At 52.9% G+C, this 24,245-nt stretch carries 29 protein-coding genes; 13 read left to right on the top strand and 16 right to left on the bottom strand.

The window, feature by feature from the left end:
• Window positions 1-107 precede the first annotated feature (107 nt).
• The 3 genes from RHI63_RS10085 to RHI63_RS10075 all read left to right on the top strand — a co-directional run bounded on the left by RHI63_RS10085 (window position 108) and on the right by RHI63_RS10075 (window position 3,140).
• On the top strand, window positions 108-239 hold the full coding sequence (locus RHI63_RS10085; RefSeq protein ID WP_302677689.1) for a hypothetical protein: 132 nt from the start codon (window positions 108-110) through the stop codon (window positions 237-239).
• Window positions 240-546: 307 nt separating this feature from the next.
• Window positions 547-861: a hypothetical protein gene (locus RHI63_RS10080; RefSeq protein WP_310821556.1), complete on the top strand. Its 315-nt coding sequence runs from the start codon at window positions 547-549 to the stop codon at window positions 859-861.
• Window positions 862-1,001: 140 nt separating this feature from the next.
• Complete coding sequence (locus RHI63_RS10075; protein WP_310821555.1) at window positions 1,002-3,140, top strand: EAL domain-containing protein; 2,139 nt, start codon at window positions 1,002-1,004, stop codon at window positions 3,138-3,140.
• Window positions 3,141-3,169: 29 nt separating this feature from the next.
• Here the strand turns inward: RHI63_RS10075 and RHI63_RS10070 are convergent, their stop codons facing one another.
• The 5 genes from RHI63_RS10070 to cofH form a co-directional block, all read right to left on the bottom strand.
• On the bottom strand, window positions 3,170-3,700 hold the full coding sequence (locus tag RHI63_RS10070) for a YqhA family protein (protein WP_310821554.1): 531 nt from the start codon (window positions 3,698-3,700) through the stop codon (window positions 3,170-3,172).
• A gap of 126 nt (window positions 3,701-3,826) precedes the next feature.
• Window positions 3,827-4,912: a 3-isopropylmalate dehydrogenase gene (gene leuB, locus RHI63_RS10065; RefSeq protein ID WP_310800182.1), complete on the bottom strand. Its 1,086-nt coding sequence runs from the start codon at window positions 4,910-4,912 to the stop codon at window positions 3,827-3,829.
• A gap of 57 nt (window positions 4,913-4,969) precedes the next feature.
• Window positions 4,970-5,884: a pentapeptide repeat-containing protein gene (locus tag RHI63_RS10060; protein WP_302677693.1), complete on the bottom strand. Its 915-nt coding sequence runs from the start codon at window positions 5,882-5,884 to the stop codon at window positions 4,970-4,972.
• Window positions 5,885-5,942: 58 nt separating this feature from the next.
• The gene (locus RHI63_RS10055) at window positions 5,943-7,571 is read right to left on the bottom strand and encodes a DUF3352 domain-containing protein (RefSeq protein WP_310821553.1); all 1,629 of its coding nucleotides are present in this window, start codon (window positions 7,569-7,571) and stop codon (window positions 5,943-5,945) included.
• Complete coding sequence (gene cofH / locus RHI63_RS10050; protein WP_206200043.1) at window positions 7,568-8,749, bottom strand: 7,8-didemethyl-8-hydroxy-5-deazariboflavin synthase subunit CofH; 1,182 nt, start codon at window positions 8,747-8,749, stop codon at window positions 7,568-7,570. Before cofH ends, RHI63_RS10055 begins: the two co-directional genes overlap by 4 nt.
• A 96-nt stretch (window positions 8,750-8,845) precedes the next feature.
• Between cofH and RHI63_RS10045 the strand changes: the two genes are divergently transcribed.
• On the top strand, window positions 8,846-9,148 hold the full coding sequence (locus RHI63_RS10045; protein ID WP_206201682.1) for a carbon dioxide-concentrating mechanism protein CcmK: 303 nt from the start codon (window positions 8,846-8,848) through the stop codon (window positions 9,146-9,148).
• Here the strand turns inward: RHI63_RS10045 and RHI63_RS10040 are convergent.
• The 7 genes from RHI63_RS10040 to RHI63_RS10010 are packed head-to-tail and all read right to left on the bottom strand — an operon-like array spanning window position 9,066 to window position 12,298.
• A complete protein-coding gene (locus RHI63_RS10040; RefSeq protein WP_310744508.1) occupies window positions 9,066-9,491 on the bottom strand; it encodes a hypothetical protein in 426 nt (141 codons plus the stop codon). The genes RHI63_RS10045 and RHI63_RS10040 overlap by 83 nt on opposite strands.
• Complete coding sequence (locus tag RHI63_RS10035) at window positions 9,492-9,659, bottom strand: hypothetical protein (protein WP_310821552.1); 168 nt, start codon at window positions 9,657-9,659, stop codon at window positions 9,492-9,494. It abuts the gene before it with no gap.
• Window positions 9,613-9,771, bottom strand: coding sequence for a hypothetical protein (locus RHI63_RS10030; protein WP_310821551.1), 159 nt, complete (start codon window positions 9,769-9,771; stop codon window positions 9,613-9,615). The genes RHI63_RS10035 and RHI63_RS10030 overlap by 47 nt, the downstream gene beginning before the upstream one ends.
• 4 nt (window positions 9,772-9,775) lie before the next feature.
• Window positions 9,776-10,171: a Spy/CpxP family protein refolding chaperone gene (locus tag RHI63_RS10025; protein WP_310744506.1), complete on the bottom strand. Its 396-nt coding sequence runs from the start codon at window positions 10,169-10,171 to the stop codon at window positions 9,776-9,778.
• 45 nt (window positions 10,172-10,216) lie between these two features.
• On the bottom strand, window positions 10,217-10,924 hold the full coding sequence (locus RHI63_RS10020; protein ID WP_310800908.1) for a GUN4 domain-containing protein: 708 nt from the start codon (window positions 10,922-10,924) through the stop codon (window positions 10,217-10,219).
• Entirely contained in the window at window positions 10,900-11,445 is a 546-nt protein-coding gene (gene rfaE2, locus RHI63_RS10015) for a D-glycero-beta-D-manno-heptose 1-phosphate adenylyltransferase (protein WP_310744505.1), read from the bottom strand. Before rfaE2 ends, RHI63_RS10020 begins: the two co-directional genes overlap by 25 nt.
• The gene (locus RHI63_RS10010; RefSeq protein WP_206200038.1) at window positions 11,429-12,298 is read right to left on the bottom strand and encodes a branched-chain amino acid ABC transporter permease; all 870 of its coding nucleotides are present in this window, start codon (window positions 12,296-12,298) and stop codon (window positions 11,429-11,431) included. The genes rfaE2 and RHI63_RS10010 overlap by 17 nt, the downstream gene beginning before the upstream one ends.
• 343 nt (window positions 12,299-12,641) lie before the next feature.
• Here RHI63_RS10010 and RHI63_RS10005 point away from each other — a divergent pair, with 343 nt between their 5' ends.
• The 5 genes from RHI63_RS10005 (at window position 12,642) to ychF (ending at window position 18,654) form a co-directional block, all read left to right on the top strand.
• Entirely contained in the window at window positions 12,642-13,718 is a 1,077-nt protein-coding gene (locus RHI63_RS10005; protein ID WP_149819063.1) for a glycosyltransferase family 4 protein, read from the top strand.
• Between the two features lie 59 nt (window positions 13,719-13,777).
• Window positions 13,778-15,136: a glycosyltransferase family 1 protein gene (locus tag RHI63_RS10000; RefSeq protein WP_206200037.1), complete on the top strand. Its 1,359-nt coding sequence runs from the start codon at window positions 13,778-13,780 to the stop codon at window positions 15,134-15,136.
• 168 nt (window positions 15,137-15,304) lie between these two features.
• Entirely contained in the window at window positions 15,305-15,802 is a 498-nt protein-coding gene (locus tag RHI63_RS09995) for a DUF2085 domain-containing protein (protein ID WP_206200036.1), read from the top strand.
• 109 nt (window positions 15,803-15,911) lie between these two features.
• Entirely contained in the window at window positions 15,912-17,327 is a 1,416-nt protein-coding gene (glnA, locus tag RHI63_RS09990; RefSeq protein WP_310821550.1) for a type I glutamate--ammonia ligase, read from the top strand.
• Window positions 17,328-17,562: 235 nt separating this feature from the next.
• Window positions 17,563-18,654 (top strand): redox-regulated ATPase YchF, encoded by a 1,092-nt coding sequence (gene ychF / locus RHI63_RS09985; protein WP_310821549.1) that lies wholly within the window; start codon window positions 17,563-17,565, stop codon window positions 18,652-18,654.
• 24 nt (window positions 18,655-18,678) lie between these two features.
• On the opposite strand, the gene RHI63_RS09980 is transcribed toward ychF, so the two are convergent.
• The 4 genes from RHI63_RS09980 to rodA form a co-directional block, all read right to left on the bottom strand.
• Entirely contained in the window at window positions 18,679-19,131 is a 453-nt protein-coding gene (locus RHI63_RS09980) for a diacylglycerol kinase family protein (RefSeq protein ID WP_310821548.1), read from the bottom strand.
• 128 nt (window positions 19,132-19,259) lie between these two features.
• A complete protein-coding gene (ybeY, locus tag RHI63_RS09975) occupies window positions 19,260-19,748 on the bottom strand; it encodes an rRNA maturation RNase YbeY (RefSeq protein ID WP_310821547.1) in 489 nt (162 codons plus the stop codon).
• Window positions 19,749-19,768: 20 nt separating this feature from the next.
• The gene (locus tag RHI63_RS09970) at window positions 19,769-19,936 is read right to left on the bottom strand and encodes a DUF3285 domain-containing protein (protein WP_206200031.1); all 168 of its coding nucleotides are present in this window, start codon (window positions 19,934-19,936) and stop codon (window positions 19,769-19,771) included.
• A 54-nt stretch (window positions 19,937-19,990) separates the two neighbouring features.
• Window positions 19,991-21,265 carry a rod shape-determining protein RodA gene (gene rodA, locus RHI63_RS09965; RefSeq protein ID WP_310821546.1) on the bottom strand — a complete coding sequence of 425 codons (1,275 nt, stop codon included), beginning with the start codon at window positions 21,263-21,265 and terminating at the stop codon, window positions 19,991-19,993.
• Window positions 21,266-21,343: 78 nt separating this feature from the next.
• Between rodA and RHI63_RS09960 the strand changes: the two genes are divergently transcribed.
• Genes RHI63_RS09960 through RHI63_RS09945 form a run of 4 tightly spaced genes read left to right on the top strand, consistent with a single transcriptional unit; the run spans window position 21,344 to window position 24,207 of the window.
• Window positions 21,344-22,063, top strand: a complete 720-nt coding sequence (locus RHI63_RS09960; protein WP_310821545.1) for a cache domain-containing protein — start codon at window positions 21,344-21,346, stop codon at window positions 22,061-22,063.
• 43 nt (window positions 22,064-22,106) lie between these two features.
• Complete coding sequence (locus RHI63_RS09955) at window positions 22,107-22,799, top strand: HAMP domain-containing protein (RefSeq protein WP_310821544.1); 693 nt, start codon at window positions 22,107-22,109, stop codon at window positions 22,797-22,799.
• Window positions 22,796-23,329, top strand: a complete 534-nt coding sequence (locus RHI63_RS09950) for a GIY-YIG nuclease family protein (RefSeq protein ID WP_302680002.1) — start codon at window positions 22,796-22,798, stop codon at window positions 23,327-23,329. Before RHI63_RS09955 ends, RHI63_RS09950 begins: the two co-directional genes overlap by 4 nt.
• Window positions 23,326-24,207, top strand: a complete 882-nt coding sequence (locus tag RHI63_RS09945; protein ID WP_310821543.1) for an inositol monophosphatase family protein — start codon at window positions 23,326-23,328, stop codon at window positions 24,205-24,207. Before RHI63_RS09950 ends, RHI63_RS09945 begins: the two co-directional genes overlap by 4 nt.
• Window positions 24,208-24,245 lie beyond the last annotated feature (38 nt).

Below are 24,245 nucleotides of genomic sequence, written 5' to 3'. Positions count from 1 at the left end.
TTATTTAGGCACCTGAGAGTATCATAGCCGATTCTTTCGAGCGATTAACATTCGCAAGGGCTGCGACAGCGTTTGTTAGGCTAGGGGTATCCATCGGGTATCCTGCCATGACCGATCCAAACCCCCAAAAGAAACGTAATCAACCCACGATCATTAACGTCGAGCCAGAAAATTTACTCCTCATTGCTGCCCTAAGCCTCTTTATTCCGCTGGTGATTGTGGGCTTTTTTGCGCACTAGGCTGAAAACACCAACCGCCTTGCCGTTATCGTTCTGAAAAGAGTTTCGTTGCAACGACCCCTCAATGGCCGCAAAAAAGCCTAGGAGACCCTAGGGATTGACTATAAAAAAATGTTAAGAATCATAAAGATAAGAGCAAAGGACGAGTCTAATCAATAAAAAAGCAGCAAGAAATTAAAGAAAAATTTAGAACATTCCCTAAGATAGTGTAGCCTAAGCAACCCCTTTTCCCCGAGGTGCGTGGTAGGTTTTGAATGAAGCCAAAATTTTTCTATTGTTGCCTTGGCAAAGCAGGCATCAAGTAATTATGCTACACCTATCCATTTCCCAAATTTATTACCTACGGCGCCTACTGCGCCGGTATGCGCCAATGCTCAAGCCTGTGATTGCTGAAGGGGTGGCTACGGCAGAAGCGGATCTGGGCGCTGTACTGGAGAGTCTTTATCCCGAGGCTGAGGAGTTGGCAACCGCCACCGAACAGTTGAGTCGGTTAATTCTTTTACATCAGAAAAAAGACCTCCTCTCTAGTGAGCAATATGAGGCAATTGTGCAGCAAATTTTCTGGATCTTGGGATTAAAATATACCTCACCAGAGGTGGGGCAACAATTAGATATTGCTTAACCAGTCAGGTTAGAAAATACAAAAATCTGCGGGGTTTGCAACGAATGATGTCGAAGGAGGCCCCAAGGGGAAGGGGTCTTTCTAGTGCCATTGGCTGGCTTCACCTGTTATTTTCCAAGCGCCAAAGCTAGGATAGGATTATGGAGCACAATTCCTCCTTTTTATTTCCTCAATTTGGTCATCCAATCATGGGTGGGCAGGCGGGCTATGGATTTGATTTTCCAGCCAGTGCAGACCCCTACGAGTTGCTGCGGGGGGTTTGTGCCCGTTTACCTCTGCTGATCCTGTTCTATGACAATGAAGGGCAGATTTACTCCATTAACCAAGAGGTGACGACCCAGTTGGGCTGGGATACGGGGGACTTGCTCTCGCGGGATTTTTTGAGCCAGTGTTTTCCCGATCCAGAGACCCAGCGGCAAATTCGCTATTGGATGATTCATCCCCCCAGCGGTTGGCAGGAAGTACCTGTCCATGGTGCGGATGGTCAAGTCCGAGAGATGATCTGGGCTTTTGTGCGGTTTCCCAATGGGGCGGGGCTGATCTGCGGCTACAACATCACCGATATAAAGTTAACCCAAGCAGCGTTGCTGGAAACCAGCGATCGCTACGCGTTGCTCACCCGTGGCATCAATGATGGCATCTGGGACTGGAACTTGACGACCAATGAGACGTTTTATTCCTCGCGCTGGAAAAATATTCTCGGCTATCAGGATCACGAAATTGGCAACCACATTGACGATTGGCTCAAGCGGATACACCCCCAAGATGTTGAGCGGGTCAAATTGAATTTAATGCTCCATGTGCGCGGCCAAACCCCCCATTTCCACCAAGAGTTTCGCATTCAACATCGCAACGGCTCTTATCGCTGGGCGTTGGCACGGGGGCTGGTGTTGCGGGATGCCTACGGGAATGCCACGCGGGTTGCAGGTTCTCTGACCGATTTGACGGAACATGGCCTTGCCGAGGCACAGTTGCTCCATGATCCCCTCCATGACTCGCTGACGGGGCTAGCCAATCGCACGCTCCTCTTTGACCGCATTGAACAGGCGGCTCGCCATGGTCGGCGTCGTCCCGACTACAAGTTTGCCATTTTGTTCATTGACATTGATCGGTTCAAGGTCATTAACGACAGCCTCGGCCACAGTTGCGGTGACTTGATTTTGATTGAATTGGCCAATCGCCTCACCCGAATTGTGCGCCCCGATGACACCGTGGCTCGTATTGGCGGCGATGAGTTTGTGATTTTGCTGGATGATATTCGTGACAACAACGATGCTTTGGGGGTGTGCGATCGCATTCGCTGTGAACTCGATAAACCCTTTATGGTCAAAGATCAACCAATTACGCTGCGGGTGAGTATCGGCGTGGCCACGCGATCGTCCCACATTGAAAAAGCAGAAAACTACTTGCGCAATGCCGATATTGCCATGTATCGTGCCAAGCTGGCGGGGGGCAATCGCTATCAAGTCTTTAGTGAAGAAATGCATTTGATGGCGCGCGATCGCCTCTCCCTTGAAGTGGGGTTGCGCCAAGCCATTGAGCGGGATGAATTTACCCTCTTTTATCAGCCCATCTATCGTCTTAGTGATAATCGTCTCTACGGTTTTGAAGCCCTGATTCGCTGGCAACATCCCACCCAAGGTTTATTACTGCCCGATCGCTTCATTCCCCTTGCTGAGGAAACGGGACTCATTTTGCCTATTGGCGATTGGGTGATCTGGCGGGCTTGCCGCGATCTTCAGCACTGGCACGAGCAATTTCCCCAGTGTCAGTTGTCTGTGAATGTGAATTTATCGAATCGGCAACTGATGTACCCTGCCCTTTTGGAGCAAATCTCAGCCGCCTTGGCGCAAACCCAGATTCCCCCCCATTGCCTGCACCTCGAAATGACCGAAAGTGTAGGCATTGATCAGCCCGATCAGGTGCGCGACATATTACTTAAACTCAAGGCTCAAGACATCAAGCTCAGCCTCGATGACTTTGGCACGGGTTATTCTTCGTTTTCCTACTTGACCAATCTTCCCATTGACATCCTCAAAGTGGATCGCAGCTTTGTGAAGCTGATCACCGAAACTAGCCAAAAACACCTCGTCATTGATGCCATTGTCAGCCTTGCAAAGGGATTGGAACTAGAAGTGATTGCCGAAGGGGTGGAGCATCCCTATCAAGTGACGCGACTGCGGGAACTGGGCTGTGACTATGCCCAAGGCTATTATTTCTCGCAACCCCTGAGTATTGAGCAGGTGGATGCCCTGTTGGCGCAGATTCATGCTACTTAGAAACACCATTTCTTGGAAACCCTAAGCATCTAGTGATGGGCTTCTGAACTGACGCGGTACATCAAGTATGTGCTGATGGCAATAATCAGAATTGCGGTGGCCAGATAGAGTAGGTCAAGGGGCGTTTTGACATTGAAGGCAATCAGTTGCTTAAAGAAAGTCACCACTAGAGCCATGACGATTGTTTTTAGCAGTTTATCCTTAAGCTGATCTAAGCTCTGAGCCTGCATCAGGGAAACATCAGTGGCGCGATCGCGAGCCAGACCCGCATCAATTTTAGAAATAAACAGTTCATAGATACCGAGGGCAAACAGCAACAAAATAATGCCAATTAAATACAAATCAATACCCGTGATGATGTAGCCAAGGGTTTTGATATAAATTGTGGAATCCCCATAATTGCGAAATTGGATGCCCAGCCCTAAAAGAATTTCATGACTGCCGAGAATAAATAGAGCAAAGGTACTGAGTAGGCTAAAAATGACGGGAATAATGACAAAAAGACGGAAATACCAGAGAAAAGGCTCAACAAGCCTCTCCAGTTGGGATAAGCTTCGCATTACCAAGAGCACCAAAAGCTCCTAACATCCTAGCAGAGGCACTCGCCAATCAAAGAAGGTGGGAAATGTTGGGGGAGTAATAGCTAGGGGTTAGTAGTTGAAGATTACTAGCAGAGGAGTAGGAGCCTATTGGGATAATTCTTTAATCAAGAGGTTGCCCATTTCGCGACAGCCCACCAGCGTACAGCCCTCAGCCATTAAATCGCCAGTGCGGTAGCCTTGATCTAAAACAGCAGTAATCGCTTCTTCGATCGCTTGCGCTGCTGCTGGTTGGTTGAGGCCATAACGCAGCATCATGGCCGCACTGAGTACCATTGCCAGAGGGTTGGCTTTGTCTTGGCCGGCAATGTCGGGCGCCGAGCCATGAACCGGTTCAAACAGACCCGGCCCGGATTCCCCTAGGCTGGCGGAGGGAAGCATACCAATACTGCCCGTGAGCATGGCAGCAATATCGGAGAGAATATCACCAAATAAGTTACTGGTGACAATTGTGTCAAACTGTTTCGGGGCACGCACCAGTTGCATTGCGGCATTGTCCACATAGAGGTGGGTGAGTTCCACATCGGGATATTCAGCGCTAAGCGCAGTCAGGCGATCGCGCCACAGTTGGGAAACTTCAAGGACATTGGCTTTATCCACCGAGCAGAGTTTGCCCTGCCGTTTGCGAGCCGTTTCAAAGGCCACGCGGCCAATGCGATCAATTTCCGTGGCGGTGTAGGCCATCGTATTCACCCCCCGCTGCTCACCCGTTTCCGTGGTGAAAATACCGCGCGGTTGACCAAAGTAAATGCCGCCAGTCAGTTCACGCACCACCATGAGATCCACGCCGGCAATCACTTCCGGCTTCAGGGACGAGGCATGGAGCAGCTGGGGAAAAATTTTGGCGGGGCGGAGGTTGGCAAACAGACCCAAACCAGCGCGAAGGGCAAGTAATCCCGTCTCCGGGCGCAGATGACGGGGTAAGCTATCCCACTGCGTTCCGCCAATGGCGGCTAAAAGCACGGCATCACTTTGCCGACAGGTTTCCAGCGTTGCTGCTGGCAAGGGTTCCCCCACAGCATCAATGGCAGAGCCGCCCACAAGGGCAGGAATAAAGTCAAAGGCCAATTCAAAGCGAGGGGCGATCGCCTGTAACACATCGAGGGCAACAGCCGTAATTTCTGGACCAATACCATCCCCGGCCAAAACAGCAATGCGATACGTGGTTGCCATGCCTGTCTCAAAATCACCGATCTTCTAATCTACACCAGCAGCGGTCTTCCCTTGAGGCTATTCCGAGAGATAGCCATCCGGCAAAATCGCCTCGCTCATATCCACAGCACTGAGATCAACGCCATTGAGGCTGGCACCGGTAAGAATCGCTTCAATGAGATTGGCTCCCCGCAGATCGGCACCGCTGAGATTCGCCCCCATTAAGTTGGCACCAATGAGAATCGCGGAACTGAGATCGGCTCCCCGCAACAGTGCTTGGGCAAGGCTCACTCCCCGTAAATCGGCACCAACAAGATTGGCTTTGTCCAAACAGGCATGGCGTAAGTTGGCTTCTTTGAAGGCCACTTCCCGCAAATGGGCTTCCTCAAGGCGGGCACGACGCAGATTCGCCCCAATCAGGACGGCTCGCTCTAAATTGGCTTGGTACAAATTGGTGGCACTGAGGTTGGCACCGCGCAAATTGGCCTGTACCAGTTGACTTTCCCGCAAGACGGCATCCGCAAGATCAGCGCCCCGCAGGTAGGCTTCCGTTAAGTTGGCACGGGTGAGGTTGGCACGTTCTAGCTCAGCAAGGGTAAGATCCGTGAGCGTCAAATTAGCATCCCGCAAAATCGCTTCACTCAGTTGGGCACCGGTGAGGTTGGCTTCACTGAGATCGGCATTGGCAAGGTTGGCACGGCTGAGATCCGCCCCCGTTAGGTTGGCCTTGCGCAACGACACCCAGCGGAGATCGGCACTGATTAAAATCACGCCCCGCAGATCCGCCCCCCGCAAATCCGCCTGACTAAGATTCACGCCAGTGAGAATTGCCCCCCGCAAATCAGCCCCTTGCAGGTTCGTGCTCTGTAGGGCAGCATCGGTGAGATCGGCACGGGAAAGATCAATGCCCGTCAAAATACACCGACTCAGGTTAGCACGGCGCAAGCGTACCCCGGCAAAGTCGCGATCGCCCACACTATATCGTTTCAGCAAAACATCTGGTTCCACAGTAATTCAGTCATGTCCTTCAGTAGCAAATCTGCGTCTAGTTTTAGGGTTCCCCCGGCGTTGGCTGAACCTCCGGTGGTGAGAGGGGTTTTAGGCGAATTCGAGCCATGTAGTGGGTAAACTGATTATCTCGCACCTGACTGGTAATGCCTAGGGCAGCAAAGGGTTGGAGCGATCGCGCGATTTCAGGGGCTAACTGTGGCAACAGCAAGTTATTTTGCAACGGCGCCAAATCACTCAAATTGAGGTAAAACTGGGTGCCCTTGGGATGGGGAAGCACTGCACGATAGAGGGGAGAGTCAGCCAAGGAGCGCGTAGGGGGGGTACGCATATCCATCAACGGGCCAAGTCCCAAAAAGAGGGTCTGGTCATTTAGCCAGCCATGCTGCCCCACCGGCAGGCCTGGAGGAATGCGCCAAGTGGTGAGGGGTTGCGGTTCAGGGGCGGTTTGTTGTACTTGCCACCGTAGGCGATCGCGAATTTGGCTATCGAGCTGGCTCAGGGTTTGACTCGCTTGGGGGCGATCGCCGGTCTGACTGAGAAAGAGCAAACTAGGGGCATTGCCTAGGGCGGGAACGGGCACAAAGGCAGCAGCAAATTCGCCATCCATCCAAGGCACAAAGGCCTGTTGCCAATCGAGGCCAGTGAGATCTTTAACCGTGCTGGCGATCGTCTCTTTCACTGAGGCGGGGGTATTCTGCCATAAATTCTTAAAGGAGCCTGTACCGTAAAAAGCAAGGGTCGTTTCAGGCACAAGACGACTAAGTTCACGGCTTTGACCTTCACTGACCAGGGCTGGATTCTGCTCAGGGCGCCAAGTCACCGCCTCCAATTCGATTTGCTCAGGGGTCATGTCTGCGGTGAGCACCATCCCTTGCAGTTCCCGCGGGGGTTCAGGCAGACTTCCTTCAGGGGCGGCCATCTGACTGGCTAAAAAGGCGGGTAGGTTCAAATAAAGTTCCACCAAAGGGCGATGATCCGATAACCCTTTCACTGCCTGTTGATAGGTGGGCTGGCTGCCAATGCCGTTGTTGGCTTGGGCGGTGGCAATGACTTGTTGCAGGGCGCTCTGGTGCTGACTCCAAATGATGTAGGCCTGATTCTCATGCGTAATAAGGGCGATCGCGCCGCTATCGGGGTCAGGGAGAATCCCCTTGGCCTTGAAGATTTTCACGCCGTTGATTTCTGTGATCGGCTCGCCAATGACGCTTTGCAGCAGTTGCTCCCCCATCGGTACATTTAGGGTCGGCACAATCCAAACGTGGGGCGGTACCGGCAATTCTCTGACGGACTCTGGGGTAATGGGCAACAAGACCACTGTGGCTTGGTCACCAATAAACGGGCGCACATCCTTGAGGTAATCCAGTTGCGCCAGATTCACCCCCTCTGGCGAGAGCGGATCATAGCTGGGGTTCAACCAAGGTTGGGCTTGTAACAGGCCACTTTTGGCAAGGGCTTCCCAAGGCTTGGGATCCGTGGGTAAAGTGAGGGTCAGTAGGGCGCTATTGGGGGCGATCGCCATTCCGGGCGCGATCGGACGTTGACTAAACCGTTGCCACAGGAAGACCCCCGCAGCGGCGGCTGCCCCGGCAATAACCACAGCAATACCCCCCACCAGCCAAGGGCGGAACCGACGGGGAGACTGAACCGAAGGCTGAGATTCCGTGGTCATCGCAACTCTCCAACGGGATGGTAAAGTGTGGTGCGCTGACATGGGGTTCGCCCTAAGGAGCCAATTGCGGCCACCAGATCTGCTGGACTAACGCCCGTGCCCCCCTGCGCTCCAGCCACTGAGGTAATGTGTTCTTCCATCAGTGTTCCCCCCAAATCATTACAGCCCCAATTCAGGGCCATGGTTGCCCCCTCAAGACCCAGTTTGACCCAACTAGGCTGATGGTTCGGAATCCATCGCCCTAAAAACAACCGCGCCACTGCCGTTAGCACCAATGTCGGTAATAACTGCGGTTGGTGGTGTCCTACCCATTGTCGCATTGCCTTGGGGGCAAGTTCCCCCACATAGGGCAGCAGAATAAACTCGGTAATTCGCGCGGGATAGTCGTGTTCCAAAGCCCTTTGCTGAAGTTGCTGTAGGTGTTGTAGGTGAGCCACCTGATCCGCTGGCGTTTCAATGTGGCCGCAGAGCATTGTGCTGGTTGTCCATACCCCCAAACGATGGGCGGTTTCAACAATCTCTAGCCATGTCGCGGTGTTTATTTTCTCAGGACAGATTTTTGAGCGCACCCGATCCACCAACACCTCCGCAGCGGTACCGGGCATGGAGTCCACCCCAGTCTGATGCAGAACATCAATCACTTGGGCATAGGAGAGGCCATCCTCGCGGGCAATGAATTGAATTTCTTGGGGCGAAAAGGCGTGGAGATGGATTTCAGGAAAGGCCGTTTTAATGTCCCGCACGAGGGATTGGTAATAGCGCAAACTGGAGCCACATTCTTTAGCGGCTGGATTGAGTCCCCCCTGCATACAGATTTCTGTCGCCCCTTGGGCAACTGCATCAGCCACTTTGCTCAGGATCGTGTCAATGTCGAGCCAGTAGGCATCGGCAGCGGTGGCATCGCGACGAAAGGCACAAAAGCCACAGTGTTGCTCGCAGATATTCGTGAAGTTGATGTTGCGGTTGATCACATAGGTGACGGTGTCGCCTACCTGTTGTTGGCGCAGGCGATCGCTCGCGGTTTGTAGTGCCCTGAGGAGGGGGGGCAATGGTTCTTGAGGATCACTGCTTGCGGCTAAGGGAAGAGCGGCTGTCAAAAGGGTGAGGGCTTGTTGGGCAGAAATGCCATTGTTAGCAAGAGCCGCCTCTAGCTCAGCGATCGCCCCTATGGTCTGCATCGAATCTACTCCACCTTTAGGAAATTAGGTCACTCTTTCTTCAGCTTAAGCACAGCCCTTTTCTAAAATATGGGAGACGTGGAAGGGGGAATGGCAATGGCAGCAGAAGCGGTGGGCATGGTGCAGGTCTTGGGGTACCCGGCAGCCCTTGCTGTGGCCGATACCTTGGTCAAAGCGGCTCAGGTTACCCTTGTCAGTTGTGAGGGGATTGGTGCGGGTTATTGGACAGTGGTGATTCGGGGAGAGGTGGCGGACGTGAATGCAGCAGTTCGAGCAGCGCGATCGCTCAGTGGCCACGAGGTCATTTCCCATCAGATTATTGGCCGTCCCGATGGCAATCTCGAACCGGTTTTACCGATTGTAGTCCCGCAGCAGCCACCCGAGGATTTTCTACTTTAAGGTGTTTTTTTAAGGTGTTTTGAATGGGCGGCTGAGGTAGGAGCCGTCGCCCTGACCGTACTAGGCTATCAATGGCGGTAGCTGGAATAAAGTAAGCCGCATTATGCTTTGTTTGAAAACAACCTAGGGCAGCCTCTAGATCCCCTTCAGCACCAATCCATTCCCAAAACTGAGGAAAAGCGGTTTGAATGTCCGCTAAATCAATCGTCATTTTGTGGGTTTTGTCCCGCAGAAAGAGTTCAATGTTGCTATTCACCGTATGGCAATCGTCCAAACACACCTCTAAGGGGTCAGCATTGGCTGGCAAGTTGAGCAAGATGTCCTCGCGGTATGCTTTCATCATCTAGATGCCATAGCGCTGACGGTAGCTGCGGGCAGCACTGAGGTCATCCCGCCGCAGGTGAACGTCGTAGGCGCGATCGCCATAGGTTTGATCGAGTCGTCCCAAAAACCAAGAAAGGCGATTATCCACTTCTAATGTGGCGATCGAGGTAGGCCAAACGCGCCTCACCGAGCAGGAATGTCCGCGACTCATGGGCACTGCTGAAATTGGTGATGAAGGTGGAAGCTTTGGCAAACGTGACCGAACCGCAGCGACCGGTACAGAGGACAAAAACGTTCATAACGCTAGCGGGCTCCTTGCAGTTGCTTCACTTGCTCAGGGGTGAGAATTGTCAGCATTTCGACGCGGGTATCCTGCATCACCTTCGAGAGTTGTGTCTTTTGATCAGGGCGCAACGAAACGGCGTCCATGGCTTCACCGGTAGATTTCCCCTGTTTGATGGCATTGCGAAAGATGCGCTGCTGGTCACGATCCAAAATTCTCAGGATGCGATCGTTGGTGCGCAGGGTTAGCCGCAGCACCGCCTGTTTTTGCTCAACACTGAGATTGAGTTTTTTCATTTGCTCAGCGGTCAATAGGCCGCCACTGGTTTGAGCCATCACCTGAGGTGGAATGACTGTGCCACTGATGCCAATAATCAAGGCGATCGCCACCATGAATCGCTGAATATTCTTTTTCATCGCTGCCACCTCACCACTGCTGCTACGCTTGTTGCTACCCCTATTCTAGGCTGTCCAAGCGGGATGATTGAGAAGAGCGTTGATCACCTGTACACCCCGCAGTTGATTGGTCAGGGGTAAATGGCCGCGCGGGGCACTCAAGTCCCAGATAAATTCATTCGGATAGCGCGGCCACCGCTTGCCCTGCCGCCAGCCAATTTTCTCCCACAGCCGATCCCAGTTTTGACCGCAGCCTAACCACAGTTGCCGTTGCACCGAATAGCCAAAGCGGCCTAGGGAAAAGGCCAGCCATAGCTGATCAATGGTTTGCAAATCCACAATTGGCAACTGCTCCACCTCGGTGAAATACAGCCAGCGGCGTTTTTGTGCCATCGGGCCTGCCAGTTCACAGAGCTTTTGGCTGGTTAGGCGATCGGCGGCTTCAAATTTTTCGGCCACTAGGAGTTCAGCCAGTTCTCGATAGTCCACCCCGCGATCGGAGCGCAGCGGGATCACCCCTTGGGGATAGTGTTGTTGCAAAAAGGCTTGCACAGAGGCTTCTGGGCTGTGGAATAGGAGACGATAGGCCTGACCGCGAATCCAAGGGGCGGGTGGGGGGGAAAAGGTGGCACTGTCTTTGAGGAATTCCTGCAAGAGGTGATAGCCTTCACTGCCTGCCGTACTCAGGGTGGTCATGGCGGCCAGTTGGGATTTTTCGTTGCCGTTGTACAACTGCTCCCGTAAATCGGCTAAGGCTGGTTCTGTGGTAACCATGCGCCCGGTGACTCCTCCCCATGCAACTCTAAAATGCGTTGGACGATCGCCGTTGTCGAACTGGGAACCTCTACTTGAATGAGTTCAATGCGACCACCATAGCGCTGCACAGCCGCCGCTTCCGGTAGGGTCTCCAGTTGGTAATCGCCCCCCTTGACGTAGATCTCCGGTTGGAGAACCTCGATTAGGGTCGTGGCAGTGCGATCGCTAAATAGCACTACCGCATCTACTGATCGTAAACTAGCCAGCACCTCTGCCCGCTGCTGTTCGGGAATAATTGGCCGTTTTGGCTTTAGAGTTGCCACGGAGCGATCGCTATTCAACCCCACCACCAAGCGTTTACCCAGGGCACGGGCTGCCGCCAGATAGCGCACATGACCCGCATGGATCAGGTCAAAACAGCCGTTGGTAAACACCAAGGGGCGCCAGTCTTGGGGCGCAGCATTGATCGTAGCCACAAGGGCTTCAAGGGTGTAAAGGTTCAGGGGACTTCTCCTAAGAACACTAACTGAGTGTGCCACGAAATAGCCCTTGGGGACGTACTAAAAGCACCGCCATCATGATCACTAGGGCAACGGCCAGCTTGTATTCAGAAGGAATCATCAGGGTACTCATCTCCTGAGCCACGCCAATAATCAGGGCGCCAGCGATCGCCCCGTAGGGATTGCCAATGCCACCGAGAATCACACTGGCAAAGAGGGGCAAGATCAAAAACCAGCCCATCGTTGGCCGCACAGCCGTAATCAGGCCATAGAGACCCCCGGCCACCCCCGTGAGCACCCCCGCCAACAGCCAAGTACACAGCACCACCCACTCAACATCAATCCCCGAAACCCGCGCTAAATCTAAATCATCTGCCACCGCTCGCATGGCTTTGCCCACCTTGGTGCGTTGCAGGATTAAGTGCACAGTAGCGATCGCCACCACTGCCAAAATCATGACAATCACCTTCGCGTAAATAATTTTCACGCCCCAAAAATCAAGGGCAGGCATCACTGGCAGCCGATAGGTTTGGTTTTCACTGCCCCAGATGAGAATCACGGCATTGCGCAGCAGAAACGACAGACCAATGGAAATAATAATCAGTGTTGTGGAAGTTGCGCGGCGATCGCGCATTGGCTGCCACAGGAGCTTCTCACTCAGGAGCATTAACCCTGCCGTTCCCAAGCCACCGATCGCCATTGAGAGCCAAATATCCAGTCCTGTTGCATTAGCCACCAGCGTTAGGTAGGCTCCCGCCGTCATAAAGTCGCCGTGGGCAAAATTGGGCAGGCGCAAAATCCCAAATGTGAGCGTCAAACCCACTGCTGCGAGGGCAATAATACTGCCCACCGCCAATCCGTTAACAAAGAGTTGAATCAGTTGAATATCCATGAACGATTGCGACTAAAATTTGAGAAAACGTGAAAGGGGCAGCACCTGCTCATAGAATAGCGATCAGTGGGGTGTTTAGACGAGAGCATTTTCTCTCACTGGAAAAAGTGAGTTCTATCTCGAAAGCTTCAAGCCAAACCCAAGATTATATCTTGATTTATACTGCCAAAATGTAGCGACAATAACAAATAATAGTACGGATTCCCGAAGTTTCAGGTAGGGATTTACCCCCTTGGTCTTTTTCAGTGAGATTGCGTACCGTTGAGGCAGCCATGCTGCTGAGTCAATCGCGCGATTAGCATCAAGGCAGCGGTGACCAACCGTATTGTTCGAGGAGGCTTGTATGCGCATTGCTCAAATCGCTCCCCTGTGGGAACGGGTACCGCCGCCAGCCTACGGGGGTGTGGAGTTGGTGGTGAGTCTGCTCACAGAAGAGTTAGTCAAGCGAGGGCACGAGGTCACGCTGTTTGCCAGTGGCGATTCTATTACCCAAGCCAAATTGGTTTCTACCTATCCCCACGCCATTCGCCTCGATCCCAATGTGCAGGAATATGCCGTCTATGAAGCCCTGCAACTGGGAGAAGTCTTTAGTCGCGCCAATGAATTTGATGTCATCCATTCCCATGTGGGCTATACGGCTTTACCCTACGCCAGCCTGGTGAAAACACCCGTTGTTCACACGCTCCATGGTCGCTTTACGACGGATAATGAGCGCATTTTCAGCCAATATCGCAACCAAAACTATGTCAGTATTTCCCATTCCCAGCGGCAACTACGGGATTTGAACTACATTGCCACGGTCTATAACGCCATTGCCGTGGAAACCCATCACTTCTATTCCCAGCCCAGCGATCCACCCTATTTGGCCTTCTTGGGACGGCTCTCGCCGGAAAAAGGCCCTCACCATGCCATTGAAATTGCTAAGCGAGTGGGCATCCCCCTGCGGATGGCCGGCAAAGTGGATCGGGTGGATCGCGACTACTTCAAGGAATTGATTGAACCCCACATTGATGGTGAATTGATCCAATTTATCGGCGAAGCAGATCATCCAACCAAAAATGCTCTCCTAGGTGGAGCGATCGCCATGCTCTTTCCGATTACGTGGCAGGAACCCTTTGGCCTAGTGATGATTGAGTCCATGGCAGCCGGTACACCAGTGGTGGCGATCGCCAAGGGGGCAGCGCCTGAAGTGATTGAGCACGGCAAAACCGGTTTTCTGTGTCACTCCGTTGACGAATGTGTGGCGGCTGTTGCCCAAGTGCCGCAACTGGATCGCATGGCCTGTCGAGACTATGTTTGGCAGCGGTTCAGTGTTGAACGGATGGTGAGCGAGTATGAAGCAGTTTATGATACCGTTCTCGCCGACACCTTTGTCCATAATGGACATCGTAGGGGGACGATTGAACTGCTGGCCAGTTAAGTGTATCCCTGAACCCTGTGCAAAAGTGTTTTTTTGACCGTTATTCAAAAGGTGTATTTATGCAAGCATTATCAACCCGTACAGCAAAAAATACACTTCCTCGGGCGTTTGCCATGCCCCAACCGCAGGTGCCTGCCCGTCAACCCATTGCCTTGATTTCTGTGCATGGGGATCCCGCCGCTGATGTCGGCCATGAATCCGCCGGTGGTCAAAATATCTATGTACGGCAATTGGGGGAAGCCCTCGCGGCAGCTGGGTGGCACGTGGATATGTTTACCCGCAAAATCCATCCCGATGACCCCGATGTCATTGAGCACAGTCCCCACTGTCGCACCATTCGCCTCGAGGCAGGGCCTTTGACCTATATTCCGCGTGAGAAACTCTTTGAGACCTTGCCGAAGTTTGTCGAAGCCTTCAAGGCTTACCATGCCAAATATGGCTATCCCCTGATCCACACCAATTACTGGCTCTCTGGCTGGGTGGGTTGGCAGTTGCGTCAGGAGTTGAATTTCCAATGGCTGCACACCTACCATTCCTTGGGGGTGGTGAAATATCAAGTGGCTTCTGAGCAAGCCCAACGGGATGAAACCCGCCTCATGGTGGAAAAAGCCATCCTTGAAAATGCCGACTGTGTGATTGTGACTAGCCCCCAAGAGGAAGCTTACCTACGGCGTTGGGTCTCCAAGGCAGGGCAAACACGTCTGATTCCCTGTGGCACGAATTTGCATCTCTTTTACCCCGTGGCCGATGCCCGTGCCCAACTGAATTTGCCTGCCGATGAGCCGATTGTGCTCTATGTGGGTCGCTTTGATCGCCGCAAAGGGATTGAAACGCTGGTGGCAGCGATGGCTCAGGTACCCCAAGGGCGGTTACTGCTTGTGGGGGGGAGTGATCCGCAGCGCAGTGATGGTGCCGAACGGCGGCGCATTGAAGGATTAGTGCAGGAGTACAACCTGGGCGATCGCGTGACCTTTGTCGGGCAAATTGACCATGAGCGCTTGGCGGTTTACTACAGTGCTGCCAATGTCTGCGTTGTGCCCAGCTACTATGAACCCTTTGGCTTGGTGGCCATTGAAGCCATGGCCTGTGGCACGCCGGTGATTGCCTCTGCGGTTGGGGGTCTGCAATTCACGGTGATTCCCGAAAAAACAGGGCTACTGGTGCCGCCTCAGGATGCTCCTGCCTTGGCCAAGGCCATTCAGCGTATCTTGGCTAATCCAGCTTGGGCGCGTACCCTTGGGGAAAATGGCCGCGAGCGGGTGCAAGCCCTCTTCAACTGGGAAGCGATCGCCCTCCAGATGGGGCAACTGTACCGGCAACTCTTTGCTGCCTCCCTCATGGGGAATTCACCGCGCTTAGAGACGGTTAAGAACACAGCCCCACTGACAACCGTGACCAAAGCTGCCTTAGCCTCCTAAGCTTCTTAATGACGTGGCAGAGTGGTTGAGGACAAGATTAAGCAGTATTCCCGTGTGGAGGGATCATCTCTATCTCGCCGCTCTGCCCAATTACTGATTGCCCTTGCTGTGAACAATTTGTTAAATTCTAGGGGGTTGTTTATCATTTTGTATCATTTCTAACATCCAATGGTGCGGTGGCGATCGCTTTCTCCTCTATGGCCTGATGTCATTCTGGCGGCACTGATTCTAGGTCCTTTGTTTGCGCCTTTCTTGGCTGCTAGTCATTTTCTTTTCTTGCCTAAAATTGCCCACATTATCTACACGATGGGCAATCATGTATGTCCACAGCCAGAAATGGGCTTGATGCTCGCTCCCCCTTGGAAAATGGCGGTGTGCATGCGCTGCTATGGCACCCTTTTGGGCGTTCTCCTCACCCGTTGGTGGATTGAGCGTTCCACCACTGCCCGCGAGTGGTACTGGCTGCCGCAGTATGGTCTGGGGGGCTTTTTAGTGGCGGTGTTGTTAATGCTGTTTTATCCCCTTGAGTGGGCACTGCAACACTATGGCGTCTGGGGCTATTCCAATTGGATTGTCTTTCCCTTTGGGGCGATCGCGGGACTGGGCTTGGGATTACTGATCATGCCCCTGTTATATCCCAAACAGCGCCTTGCTACCTCCCGCTAGGGAGCAAACACCGAAATTTTGGTAGCCTCCGATACAAAAATTAACTGGGGCAACTTTCTACCATAGATTGTCGCTGCGGTGCGCCCAATACAGAAGGAGTAACCTATACATGGCAACGCCCCAAGAAATCTTGAATTTGATCAACAGCAAGTACGAGCTCATCGACTTGAAATTTATTGACATGCCCGGCACGTGGCAACACCTGACGGTTCACAAGAGCCAAATTGACGAACGTTCATTTACCGAGGGTGTGCCCTTCGACGGCTCCAGTATTCGCGGTTGGAAAGCGATCAACGAATCCGACATGGTGATGGTGCCGGATCCAGATACGGCGTGGGAAGACCCCTTCATGAAAGAACCCACCCTGAGCATGATTTGCACCATCAAAGATCCGCGCACCGGAGAACTCTACGATCGCTGCCCGCGCTCCATTGCCACCCGTGCCATTGAGTACCTAAAAGCCACCGGCATTGGCGATACGGCTTACTTTGGCCCCGAAGCCGAGTTCTTTGTTTTCGATGACGTTCGCTACGACCAAAACCAAAAGTCTGGCTACTACTACGTTGATAGTATTGAAGGTCTTTGGAACACTGGCCGCGAAGAAGAAGGGGGCAACCTCGGCTACAAAATCCGTAGCAAAGAGGGCTACTTCCCCGTTGCGCCCACAGATACGCTGCAAGACCTGCGCACAGAAATGCTCTTGACGATGGCCAAGTGCGGTGTACCCATCGAAAAACATCACCACGAAGTGGCCACAGCCGGTCAGTGCGAGCTGGGTTTCCGCTTTGGCACCCTCATTCAAGCCGCCGACTGGCTGATGACCTATAAGTACTGTGTCAAGAATGTTGCCCGCAAGCACGGCAAAGTGGCAACCTTTATGCCCAAGCCTGTCTTCAACGACAATGGTTCGGGGATGCACACCCACCAGTCGATTTGGAAAGATGGTCAGCCCCTGTTTTGGGGCGAGGGCTACGCCAATTTGAGCCAAATTGCCCTCTGGTACATTGGTGGTCTTCTCAAGCACGCTCCAGCGCTGTTGGCCTTTACCAACCCGACAACGAACTCCTACAAACGACTGGTTCCCGGCTTTGAAGCCCCCGTGAACCTTGCCTATTCCCAAGGCAACCGCTCTGCCTCTGTGCGGATTCCTCTCACTGGTGCCAATCCCAAAGCGAAGCGCCTAGAGTTTCGTTGCCCCGATGCCACAAGTAACCCCTACCTTGCCTTTGCGGCGATGCTGTGTGCAGGGATTGATGGCATCAAGAATCAAATTGATCCGGGTAGCCCCTTGGATGTTGATATCTATGACCTCAGCCCCGAAGAACTGGCCAAAATTCCCTCCACCCCCGGTTCACTCATGGCGGCTCTGGAAAACCTGCAAAAGGATCATAGCTTCCTCACAGCGGGCGGTGTCTTTAGCGAAGACTTTATCCTCAACTGGATTCAGTACAAGCTGGACACAGAAGTGATTCCCATGTCCCTGCGTCCTCACCCCTATGAATTCACCCTCTACTTTGATGCCTAGGGCAGTGAATCGCTAGAGCCTTGCATTTAGGGATATAGCACTTAGAGGCACTCATCAAGGGTTGCCTCTTTTATTTTTGCTGCCGATTCTTCTCTGACAGCGGTTTTGAGTGTGCCCGTAGTTGCCTAGGGCTGGAATTTCTGATAAGTTGGAGTGTTATTAAAAATTAACATTCCCATTTTTGGGTGTCATGTTTGGGAAAAGTCTTTCCTTAAGAATGAGGTTGTAGGGTCTGATGCTACGCGCGGGAATTGTCGGCCTACCGAATGTGGGCAAATCAACGCTGTTTAATGCCCTTGTGGCCAATGCTAAGGCCGAGGCGGCCAATTTTCCGTTTTGTACGATTGAACCCAATGTCGGTGTGGTGGCCGTCCCCGATGAACGGCTGGAGGTATTGGCAAAAATTTCCCAATCAGCGCAGATCGTGCCGACGCGGGTGGAGTTTGTGGATATTGCGGGTTTGGTGAAGGGAGCCAGTAAAGGGGAAGGATTGGGCAACCAGTTCTTGGCAAATATTCGCGAGGTGGATGCCATTGTGCACGTGGTGCGCTGCTTTGAAGATGAGGATATTGTCCACGTGGCAGGTCGCGTCAATCCTGTCGAGGATATTGCGGTCATTAACTTAGAGTTGGCACTGGCGGATTTAGCGCAAATCGAAAAGCGTATTGAACGTACCCGTAAGGCAGCGCGATCGCAAAAAGAGGCACAGATTGAACTCACGGCTCTTGAAAAGCTCCTTGGCGTGCTCAATGAGGGACAGCCGGCTCGTCTGTGTCAACTGACGGAGGACGAAGAAGCCGCCATTCGCTTTCTGGGATTGCTCACCCGTAAGCCCGTGATCTATGCCGCTAATGTGGCTGAGCAGGATTTGGCCACTGGCAATGAATGGACAAGGGCGGTTCAGGAGATTGCCCGGCAGGAGGGGGCGGAGGTGGTGATTGTCTCTGCTCAGGTGGAGGCTGAACTTGTGGATTTGCCCGAGGGCGATCGCGCCGAGTATCTCGCCAGTCTTGGCGTCAGCGAAGGGGGCTTGCGATCGCTGATTCGCTCAACCTATAAACTTCTTGGTCTGCAAACCTTCTTCACCACAGGGCCGAAGGAAACCCGAGCGTGGACGATTCCCGCCGGTGCCAAGGCACCCCAAGCGGCAGGCGTCATTCACAGTGACTTTGAGCGGGGCTTTATTCGCGCTGAGACAGTGAGCTACGCAGACCTAGTGGCCTGCCAGTCCATGACGGTAGCTAAGGAAAAAGGCCTAGTCCGCAGTGAAGGTAAAGACTACGTTGTGCAGGAGGGGGATGTGATGCTCTTCCGCTTCAACGTTTAGTGGCTCCCCCCGATTTATGACAATTTATAACAACGTTCCGACAATGGGGTAAACCAAGGGGGGCACAATTATGGCCATCGCCACCCCCACCGCTGCGATCGCACTGAGCAGAACCGCACCAGCGGCACAATCTTTGGCAATGCGGGCAAGCTCGTGATATTCCTTGCCAACGGTGAGATCCACCACCGCTTCAAGAGCCGTATTCAGCAGCTCTAGCCCCATGACAATCCCAATCGTGAGCAAAATCACTGCCACCTCAACGGGGGGAAGTTTTAGCAAACCACTGAGGGCGATCGCGCTAAGACCAACTGCGGTGTGAATCCGAAAATTGCGCTGAGTTTGAAAGGTATAGACCACCCCCGCCCATGCATAACGGAAACTATTCAGTAAAGAGGGCGCCACACGGTAGGAGCGCTGTCGCAGTATGGTTATCCCTGATGTTTTCTCAGCGTAGGTGGCAAGAACTTTTTGTGTCATAACGTTACCCATCACACCAAACATTGGTCTTTAAGTGTTGACGCTGGATTCCATACGCCTTAAAAAGTTTTTCAAAAAATTTGGCTGTTAACGCCTCCCATTTAAGCACATCCTTTGGGATTTCGTTCCTATGGATTATCGGGAGAATAGGGAGGGGTAAGACCCACTGCCCTAAGACACTCAGCCTGCTGGGCAAGCATGCGCGCCAATTGCGTCTCATCGGGATGATCCCAGCCCAAAAGATGGAGGAGGCCATGGCAAGCCAGCCAAGTCACTTCTATGGATAGAGAATACCCCCCTTCCTTGGCTTGCTTTCGGGCGGTGTCGCCAGAAATAATGATGTCGCCAAGGTATTCAGGTTCCTCTAGGGGCAGCGGCAGAGCGTCATCGCGGGTGGCAAAGGCGAGTACATCCGTAGGGGTGTCGCGATCGCGATACTGATGATTAAGCACCTGAATTTCAGCATCCGTCGTCAAACGCAGTGTTACCTCATAGGCCTTACCTTGGTTTGGTTCAACCATGGCAATCCACGTGCGAAACCACACTTGCCAAGGAAGTTCTGCCACCTCATTGCTCAGGGAAGGATCGTGAAGTTCTAGATAGACGGTAACCGTCATTTGTTTTTGCTGTGTTCTCACTAGCGGGTGAGGTAGGACAAGCCCACCAACAACGCCAACAGACCGATACTCGTGAGGGCAAAATGGGTCAGAGATTTGCCCCCCTTGCGCACCATGTTCCGCATGGCCAATTTGACATAACTGGGCTGCTCGACAGGGGAGGACGTGGGTTCTGGGGACTCGCTCATGGGATTTCACTGCTATTGGCAATCTTCATGAATTTTAACAAAGAGTGCTTGACTTCAGTAGCGCGATCGCGGGCGATGATTGGCCACTGATTGCACGAGCCCCAAACCAATATAGGTTGCCAAAAGGGCAGAACGGCCATAGCTGAGGAAAGGCAAGGGAATGCCCGTCACAGGAAATAGGTTCATGGTCATGCCGATATTGACCACCGCTTGGAACATCAACATGGCAAAAAGACCGATCGCCAGCAGCGAGCCGAAATCATTGCGGGCACTATTGGCAATTTGCAATAGCCGCAGGCCAATCAACCAAAACAGTCCCAAAACCAGCAGCCCCCCCAAAAAGCCTAATTCCTCACCGATGGCGGAAAAAATAAAATCGGTGTGTTGTTCGGGAATAAACCCCAACTGTGTCTGTGTCCCGTGAAACAGACCTCGCCCCCACAGTCCACCGGCACCAATGGCAATGCGGGACTGAATCAGGTGATAGCCCGCCCCCAAGGGATCCTTATCGGGATCTAAAAACATTAAGAGGCGATCCTTTTGATAGTCCTTGAGAACACTCCACAGCAAGTGCCCCAACCCTGCCCCGGAAAGATTGAGAACAATGCCGCCGATCGCCCCAATCCACCCCAAGGGCAGGTTTTGCCATGCCACAACCCCCATCCCTAATGTCCACAAAAACCACAGCACCAAATTCAGTTCATCGGGCAGGGGTAGGGCAAAGAGAATGGCCGCCACCAAAGGGGAGAGCATGAGCACAATCCAGCCCAAACGGGCATTGGCCCAATAGAGTATTCCCAAGGTGATGGCGCCAAAAACAAAGGAGGTCCCCAGATCAGGTTCCGATAAGATCAACCCTAGGGGCAAGACCGTTACCGCAAACACCCGTAGAATGCCGCTGAGGCCATTGGCAGGCACCCGCTGGAGTAGGGCAGCTTGGGTGAGGATGATCGAGATTTTGGCAAATTCTGAAGGCTGGAGGTTAAAGCCCGCAATGGGCAGCCAACTTTGGGCACCGTTAGCTTCAACACCAAATAAGCTTACAGCTAGTAGGAGGGCACAACTGATACCATAGACCCACCAATGGACTGAGATAAAGACCGATGTCGGCACCCGTGCCAGTAGGAAAAGCAAAATCGTCCCCACGCTCGCGATCGCCAGATGTTGGAAGCCATCCTTTTCGCCAATGTGCAGCTCGGCACTGTGAATGGCCACTGCCCCCAACAGCGTAATCAGCCATACGGCAATTAAAAGGAGCCAATCCATCCCCCGCCAAGGGTGGAGCCAAGCAGACCAGCGGCGTTGCCATAGCCGAGTTGTCCAAAACATCGCCCAATATCCTTCGTTCGCACTAGGCTGGAACAGTGGTGGTTTGATCAAGATTCCCATTCTAGCTTGAGTGGATCCATGCTTCGGTGGCGACAGGGTTGGTCAAGGCTTTTGTGGTCAATTTCGGGGCGGCTGCTGCTGGTGATGCTGCTGATTTCCCTATTACCGATGGGGATGGTGGTGCTCTACAACCAAACTGAAAGCGCTGAAATGATGAAGGGTTGGGAAATTGATGCCCTGCAACTGCTGGCGATCAGCAAAGCCCGTTCCCTTGATCAGCTGTTTCAGGATGCCCTCAATGATGCTCTCTTGGTAGCCAATGACAGTGACGTACGGTATTTCCTGAGGCGTGGGAGCCATAGTGCCATCGAGCAAGCGACGATGAATAACTTCCTCGAAGATGTCAAGAACCTGAACCCAGCCTATTATCAGGTGATTCTCCTCAACCGTGATGGCCAAGCGATCGCAGGGACACGGCGTACCCGTCTGGGGCTAGACTACAAGAACACCCCCCTCTGGCAGCAGTCGGCAACAGCAGACTACTTCATTTCTCGGGTCAAAATCAATAGCGCGATCGCTGAGCGACCCCTGTTTGTTGTCTTCCAAACGATTATTGATAGCAATAATGAACGACTGGGAGCAGTTCTACTACCTCTACAAGCGACCGCAGTCAAAGACATCGTGACCTACCTAGTGCCCGATATTCACGGTGAATCTTTTCTCATTGATGATCACGGTCTGATTCTGAGCACCACGTCTGATTCTGAGCACCACAAATCCTTACCTGAATTTGCATAGCATTGAACCACTCCCCCCCGAGATTCGCGACCAATATTTTCTCTTGACATCACCTCAACCCATTCCCACAGTGGCAGATCGCAGCTACACCTTGCGCAATGTCTTTCTCAAGGCCAAATCAAAAGAGGTCGGTGCTCTCCTCGCCAGTCGTTCTTCCGGAGGCGATGCCGATTATATCTATGCCTATGCGCCCCTGACCCGTCATCAGGGCGTTGTTGTGGTCAGTGTACGGTTGAGCGAGTTTCTAGCGCCCTTAGAGCGGTTGGCGACCCAAGGTTTCTTCAGTCTTTTCTTTGTTGGTGTTGGGGTCATTCTCATTTCCCTGATTGTGGCTCGTTCGATTACTAAGCCGATTCGTGCCCTTGTCAGTGCTGCCCACGCCCTCAAGCATGACCAGTTTAACGAGTTTAATCCCAGAGTTCTCAGGCACTATGCTCAAGGGAGTGATGACATGGCAGAACTTGCCCAAGTCTTTTTGGACATGGCACAGGCGGTAGAGCAGCGCCAAGATCAACTGGAGGAGGAACTGAGTGAACTAAAAATCGAAATTGACCAAGAAAAGCGAAAGAAATCCGTTGCCGAAATTACCAGCACCGACTACTTTCAAGAACTGCGCCAACGGGCACAACAACTGCGCCAACGTGCCCATACCCAATCTCCCACTCCTGCCACACATCCACAGATAGGGCATACTGAGGGTGAAGCACGCAAAGATGAGCCACCCCTGCCAACATGAGCTTTCCTGCGCCGACTTTGGCTGAATTGCCCTTCCATCCCTACATTGATGATGCAGGCCGGGTAGCACCGGATCTTAAGGGGGCGATCGGTCTCTATGCCATTTTTGATGCCACTGGCAGCGTGCAATACATTGGCTATTCGCGGGATATGCGACTGAGTTTGCTGCAACACCTTGTGCGTTGTCCCCAGCAGTGTCGTGGCTATAAGGCGATCGCCATCGAACGTCCCGATCGCCCGTGGCTAGAAGCCGTAAAACAACAGTGGCTAGCGGAATTGGGAACTGTCCCCCTCGGCAACGATCGCGATCGCCCCCAGTGGGAAAATGCCATTGATGTCAGGGAGCAAATGACCGAGGCCGAACGCACTGCATGGGCAAGTGCCGATCCATTGACGCAACCGAAACTGCTGAAACAGGTGGCGCGGCGGGTTGAAGCAGCAATTCTGGAACAGCTAAAGCAGCGATCGCTACAGGAGCCGCTGGTCTTTAACGCCAAACTAAAGGAAAGTGGACGGCTGGACCTCAAATGATGACTTCTCCCCCCCTGACCTCTAGCCAAATCTGGCAAATCAATCAACTTCTGCGCCAAGCGGGGCAGCGGGCACGGCAACTGGCACAGCAACCCTTTGAGGTCATTGAAAAGGGACGCCAAGACTTCGCCACCAGTATTGATCGCTTTTTGGATCGGCTCTTGAGTCAAAAATTTCGCACTTGGTTTCCTGAGGATGGCATCATCAGCGAAGAAAATGCTGACTCCCAAGCAGTCTTTCAAGAACCGAAAAGCCGCTACTGGCTGATTGATCCCCTTGATGGCACGGATGATCTGATTCACCATCGCCAAGGTTACGCCCTCATGGTGGGCCTGCTGGCGCACTACAGTCCAGTGGCGGGTTGGATCTATGCTCCCAATCTGGATCACCTCTACTATGGCGGTAAAGATTGGGGACTCTTTCAGATGAGCAGTGGTGGTCCCCCTGTCCCCCTATTACCGGTTTGCCCGCCCTCTCCTAATGAAGACCATTGCCCGATCATGATTGGCTATCGCGACTACCGCACCTACGGCGATGCAATTCATCGGGTGTTGCCCCAAGTGGAATTTCGCTTTCTGGGCAGTTTTGGCCTCAAGGTGATTGAAGTGATTTTGGGACGGGCGGGACTCTACCTCTACTTAAATCAGCGGGTGAAGCTCTGGGACACCACCGCCCCCTTGGCTTTAGCAACAGCAGCAGGTTTGGTGTGCACCGACTTGCAGGGAAATCCCTTGCGCTTTGATGCTACGGGGTTACAGGGACAGACCCTTGCCCATCAGCAACCAATTCTCATTGGCTGGCCAGAGTATATCGCTGCCTTGCGATCGCCCTTGGTGGAGGCGATTACCGCCGTTCAACTGTCCCTTGGTTCTACCTAGCATCTCTGAGAAATAGGCTATCGTGGGGCTAGAGTCTG

Source organism: Thermosynechococcus sp. GLH187 (genome assembly GCF_031583395.1).
Classification (GTDB): Bacteria; Cyanobacteriota; Cyanobacteriia; order Thermosynechococcales; family Thermosynechococcaceae; genus Thermosynechococcus.
Note: the sequence above shows the minus strand (reverse complement) of the source record. Positions and strands in the feature narration are given on the sequence as shown.

Excerpts from the sequence above, each read along its gene's own strand:
- RHI63_RS10075 (WP_310821555.1), top strand. The coding sequence starts at position 1,002 with ATGGAGCACAATTCCTCCTTTTTATTTCCTCAATTTGGTCATCCAATC.
- RHI63_RS09960 (WP_310821545.1), top strand. The coding sequence starts at position 21,344 with ATGCTTCGGTGGCGACAGGGTTGGTCAAGGCTTTTGTGGTCAATTTCG.
- RHI63_RS10040 (WP_310744508.1), bottom strand. The coding sequence starts at position 9,491 with ATGATGAAAGCATACCGCGAGGACATCTTGCTCAACTTGCCAGCCAAT.
- rodA (WP_310821546.1), bottom strand. The coding sequence starts at position 21,265 with ATGTTTTGGACAACTCGGCTATGGCAACGCCGCTGGTCTGCTTGGCTC.
- RHI63_RS10005 (WP_149819063.1), top strand. The coding sequence starts at position 12,642 with ATGCGCATTGCTCAAATCGCTCCCCTGTGGGAACGGGTACCGCCGCCA.
- leuB (WP_310800182.1), bottom strand. The coding sequence starts at position 4,912 with ATGGCAACCACGTATCGCATTGCTGTTTTGGCCGGGGATGGTATTGGT.
- ybeY (WP_310821547.1), bottom strand. The coding sequence starts at position 19,748 with ATGACGGTTACCGTCTATCTAGAACTTCACGATCCTTCCCTGAGCAAT.
- RHI63_RS10085 (WP_302677689.1), top strand. The coding sequence starts at position 108 with ATGACCGATCCAAACCCCCAAAAGAAACGTAATCAACCCACGATCATT.
- glnA (WP_310821550.1), top strand. The coding sequence starts at position 15,912 with ATGGCAACGCCCCAAGAAATCTTGAATTTGATCAACAGCAAGTACGAG.
- RHI63_RS09980 (WP_310821548.1), bottom strand. The coding sequence starts at position 19,131 with ATGACACAAAAAGTTCTTGCCACCTACGCTGAGAAAACATCAGGGATA.
- RHI63_RS09945 (WP_310821543.1), top strand. The coding sequence starts at position 23,326 with ATGATGACTTCTCCCCCCCTGACCTCTAGCCAAATCTGGCAAATCAAT.
- RHI63_RS10080 (WP_310821556.1), top strand. The coding sequence starts at position 547 with ATGCTACACCTATCCATTTCCCAAATTTATTACCTACGGCGCCTACTG.
- cofH (WP_206200043.1), bottom strand. The coding sequence starts at position 8,749 with ATGCAGACCATAGGGGCGATCGCTGAGCTAGAGGCGGCTCTTGCTAAC.
- ychF (WP_310821549.1), top strand. The coding sequence starts at position 17,563 with ATGCTACGCGCGGGAATTGTCGGCCTACCGAATGTGGGCAAATCAACG.
- RHI63_RS10010 (WP_206200038.1), bottom strand. The coding sequence starts at position 12,298 with ATGGATATTCAACTGATTCAACTCTTTGTTAACGGATTGGCGGTGGGC.
- RHI63_RS10000 (WP_206200037.1), top strand. The coding sequence starts at position 13,778 with ATGCAAGCATTATCAACCCGTACAGCAAAAAATACACTTCCTCGGGCG.
- RHI63_RS09950 (WP_302680002.1), top strand. The coding sequence starts at position 22,796 with ATGAGCTTTCCTGCGCCGACTTTGGCTGAATTGCCCTTCCATCCCTAC.
- RHI63_RS10055 (WP_310821553.1), bottom strand. The coding sequence starts at position 7,571 with ATGACCACGGAATCTCAGCCTTCGGTTCAGTCTCCCCGTCGGTTCCGC.
- RHI63_RS09995 (WP_206200036.1), top strand. The coding sequence starts at position 15,305 with ATGGTGCGGTGGCGATCGCTTTCTCCTCTATGGCCTGATGTCATTCTG.
- RHI63_RS10020 (WP_310800908.1), bottom strand. The coding sequence starts at position 10,924 with ATGGTTACCACAGAACCAGCCTTAGCCGATTTACGGGAGCAGTTGTAC.
- RHI63_RS09970 (WP_206200031.1), bottom strand. The coding sequence starts at position 19,936 with ATGAGCGAGTCCCCAGAACCCACGTCCTCCCCTGTCGAGCAGCCCAGT.
- RHI63_RS10045 (WP_206201682.1), top strand. The coding sequence starts at position 8,846 with ATGGCAGCAGAAGCGGTGGGCATGGTGCAGGTCTTGGGGTACCCGGCA.
- RHI63_RS10030 (WP_310821551.1), bottom strand. The coding sequence starts at position 9,771 with ATGAACGTTTTTGTCCTCTGTACCGGTCGCTGCGGTTCGGTCACGTTT.
- RHI63_RS10025 (WP_310744506.1), bottom strand. The coding sequence starts at position 10,171 with ATGAAAAAGAATATTCAGCGATTCATGGTGGCGATCGCCTTGATTATT.
- RHI63_RS10070 (WP_310821554.1), bottom strand. The coding sequence starts at position 3,700 with ATGCGAAGCTTATCCCAACTGGAGAGGCTTGTTGAGCCTTTTCTCTGG.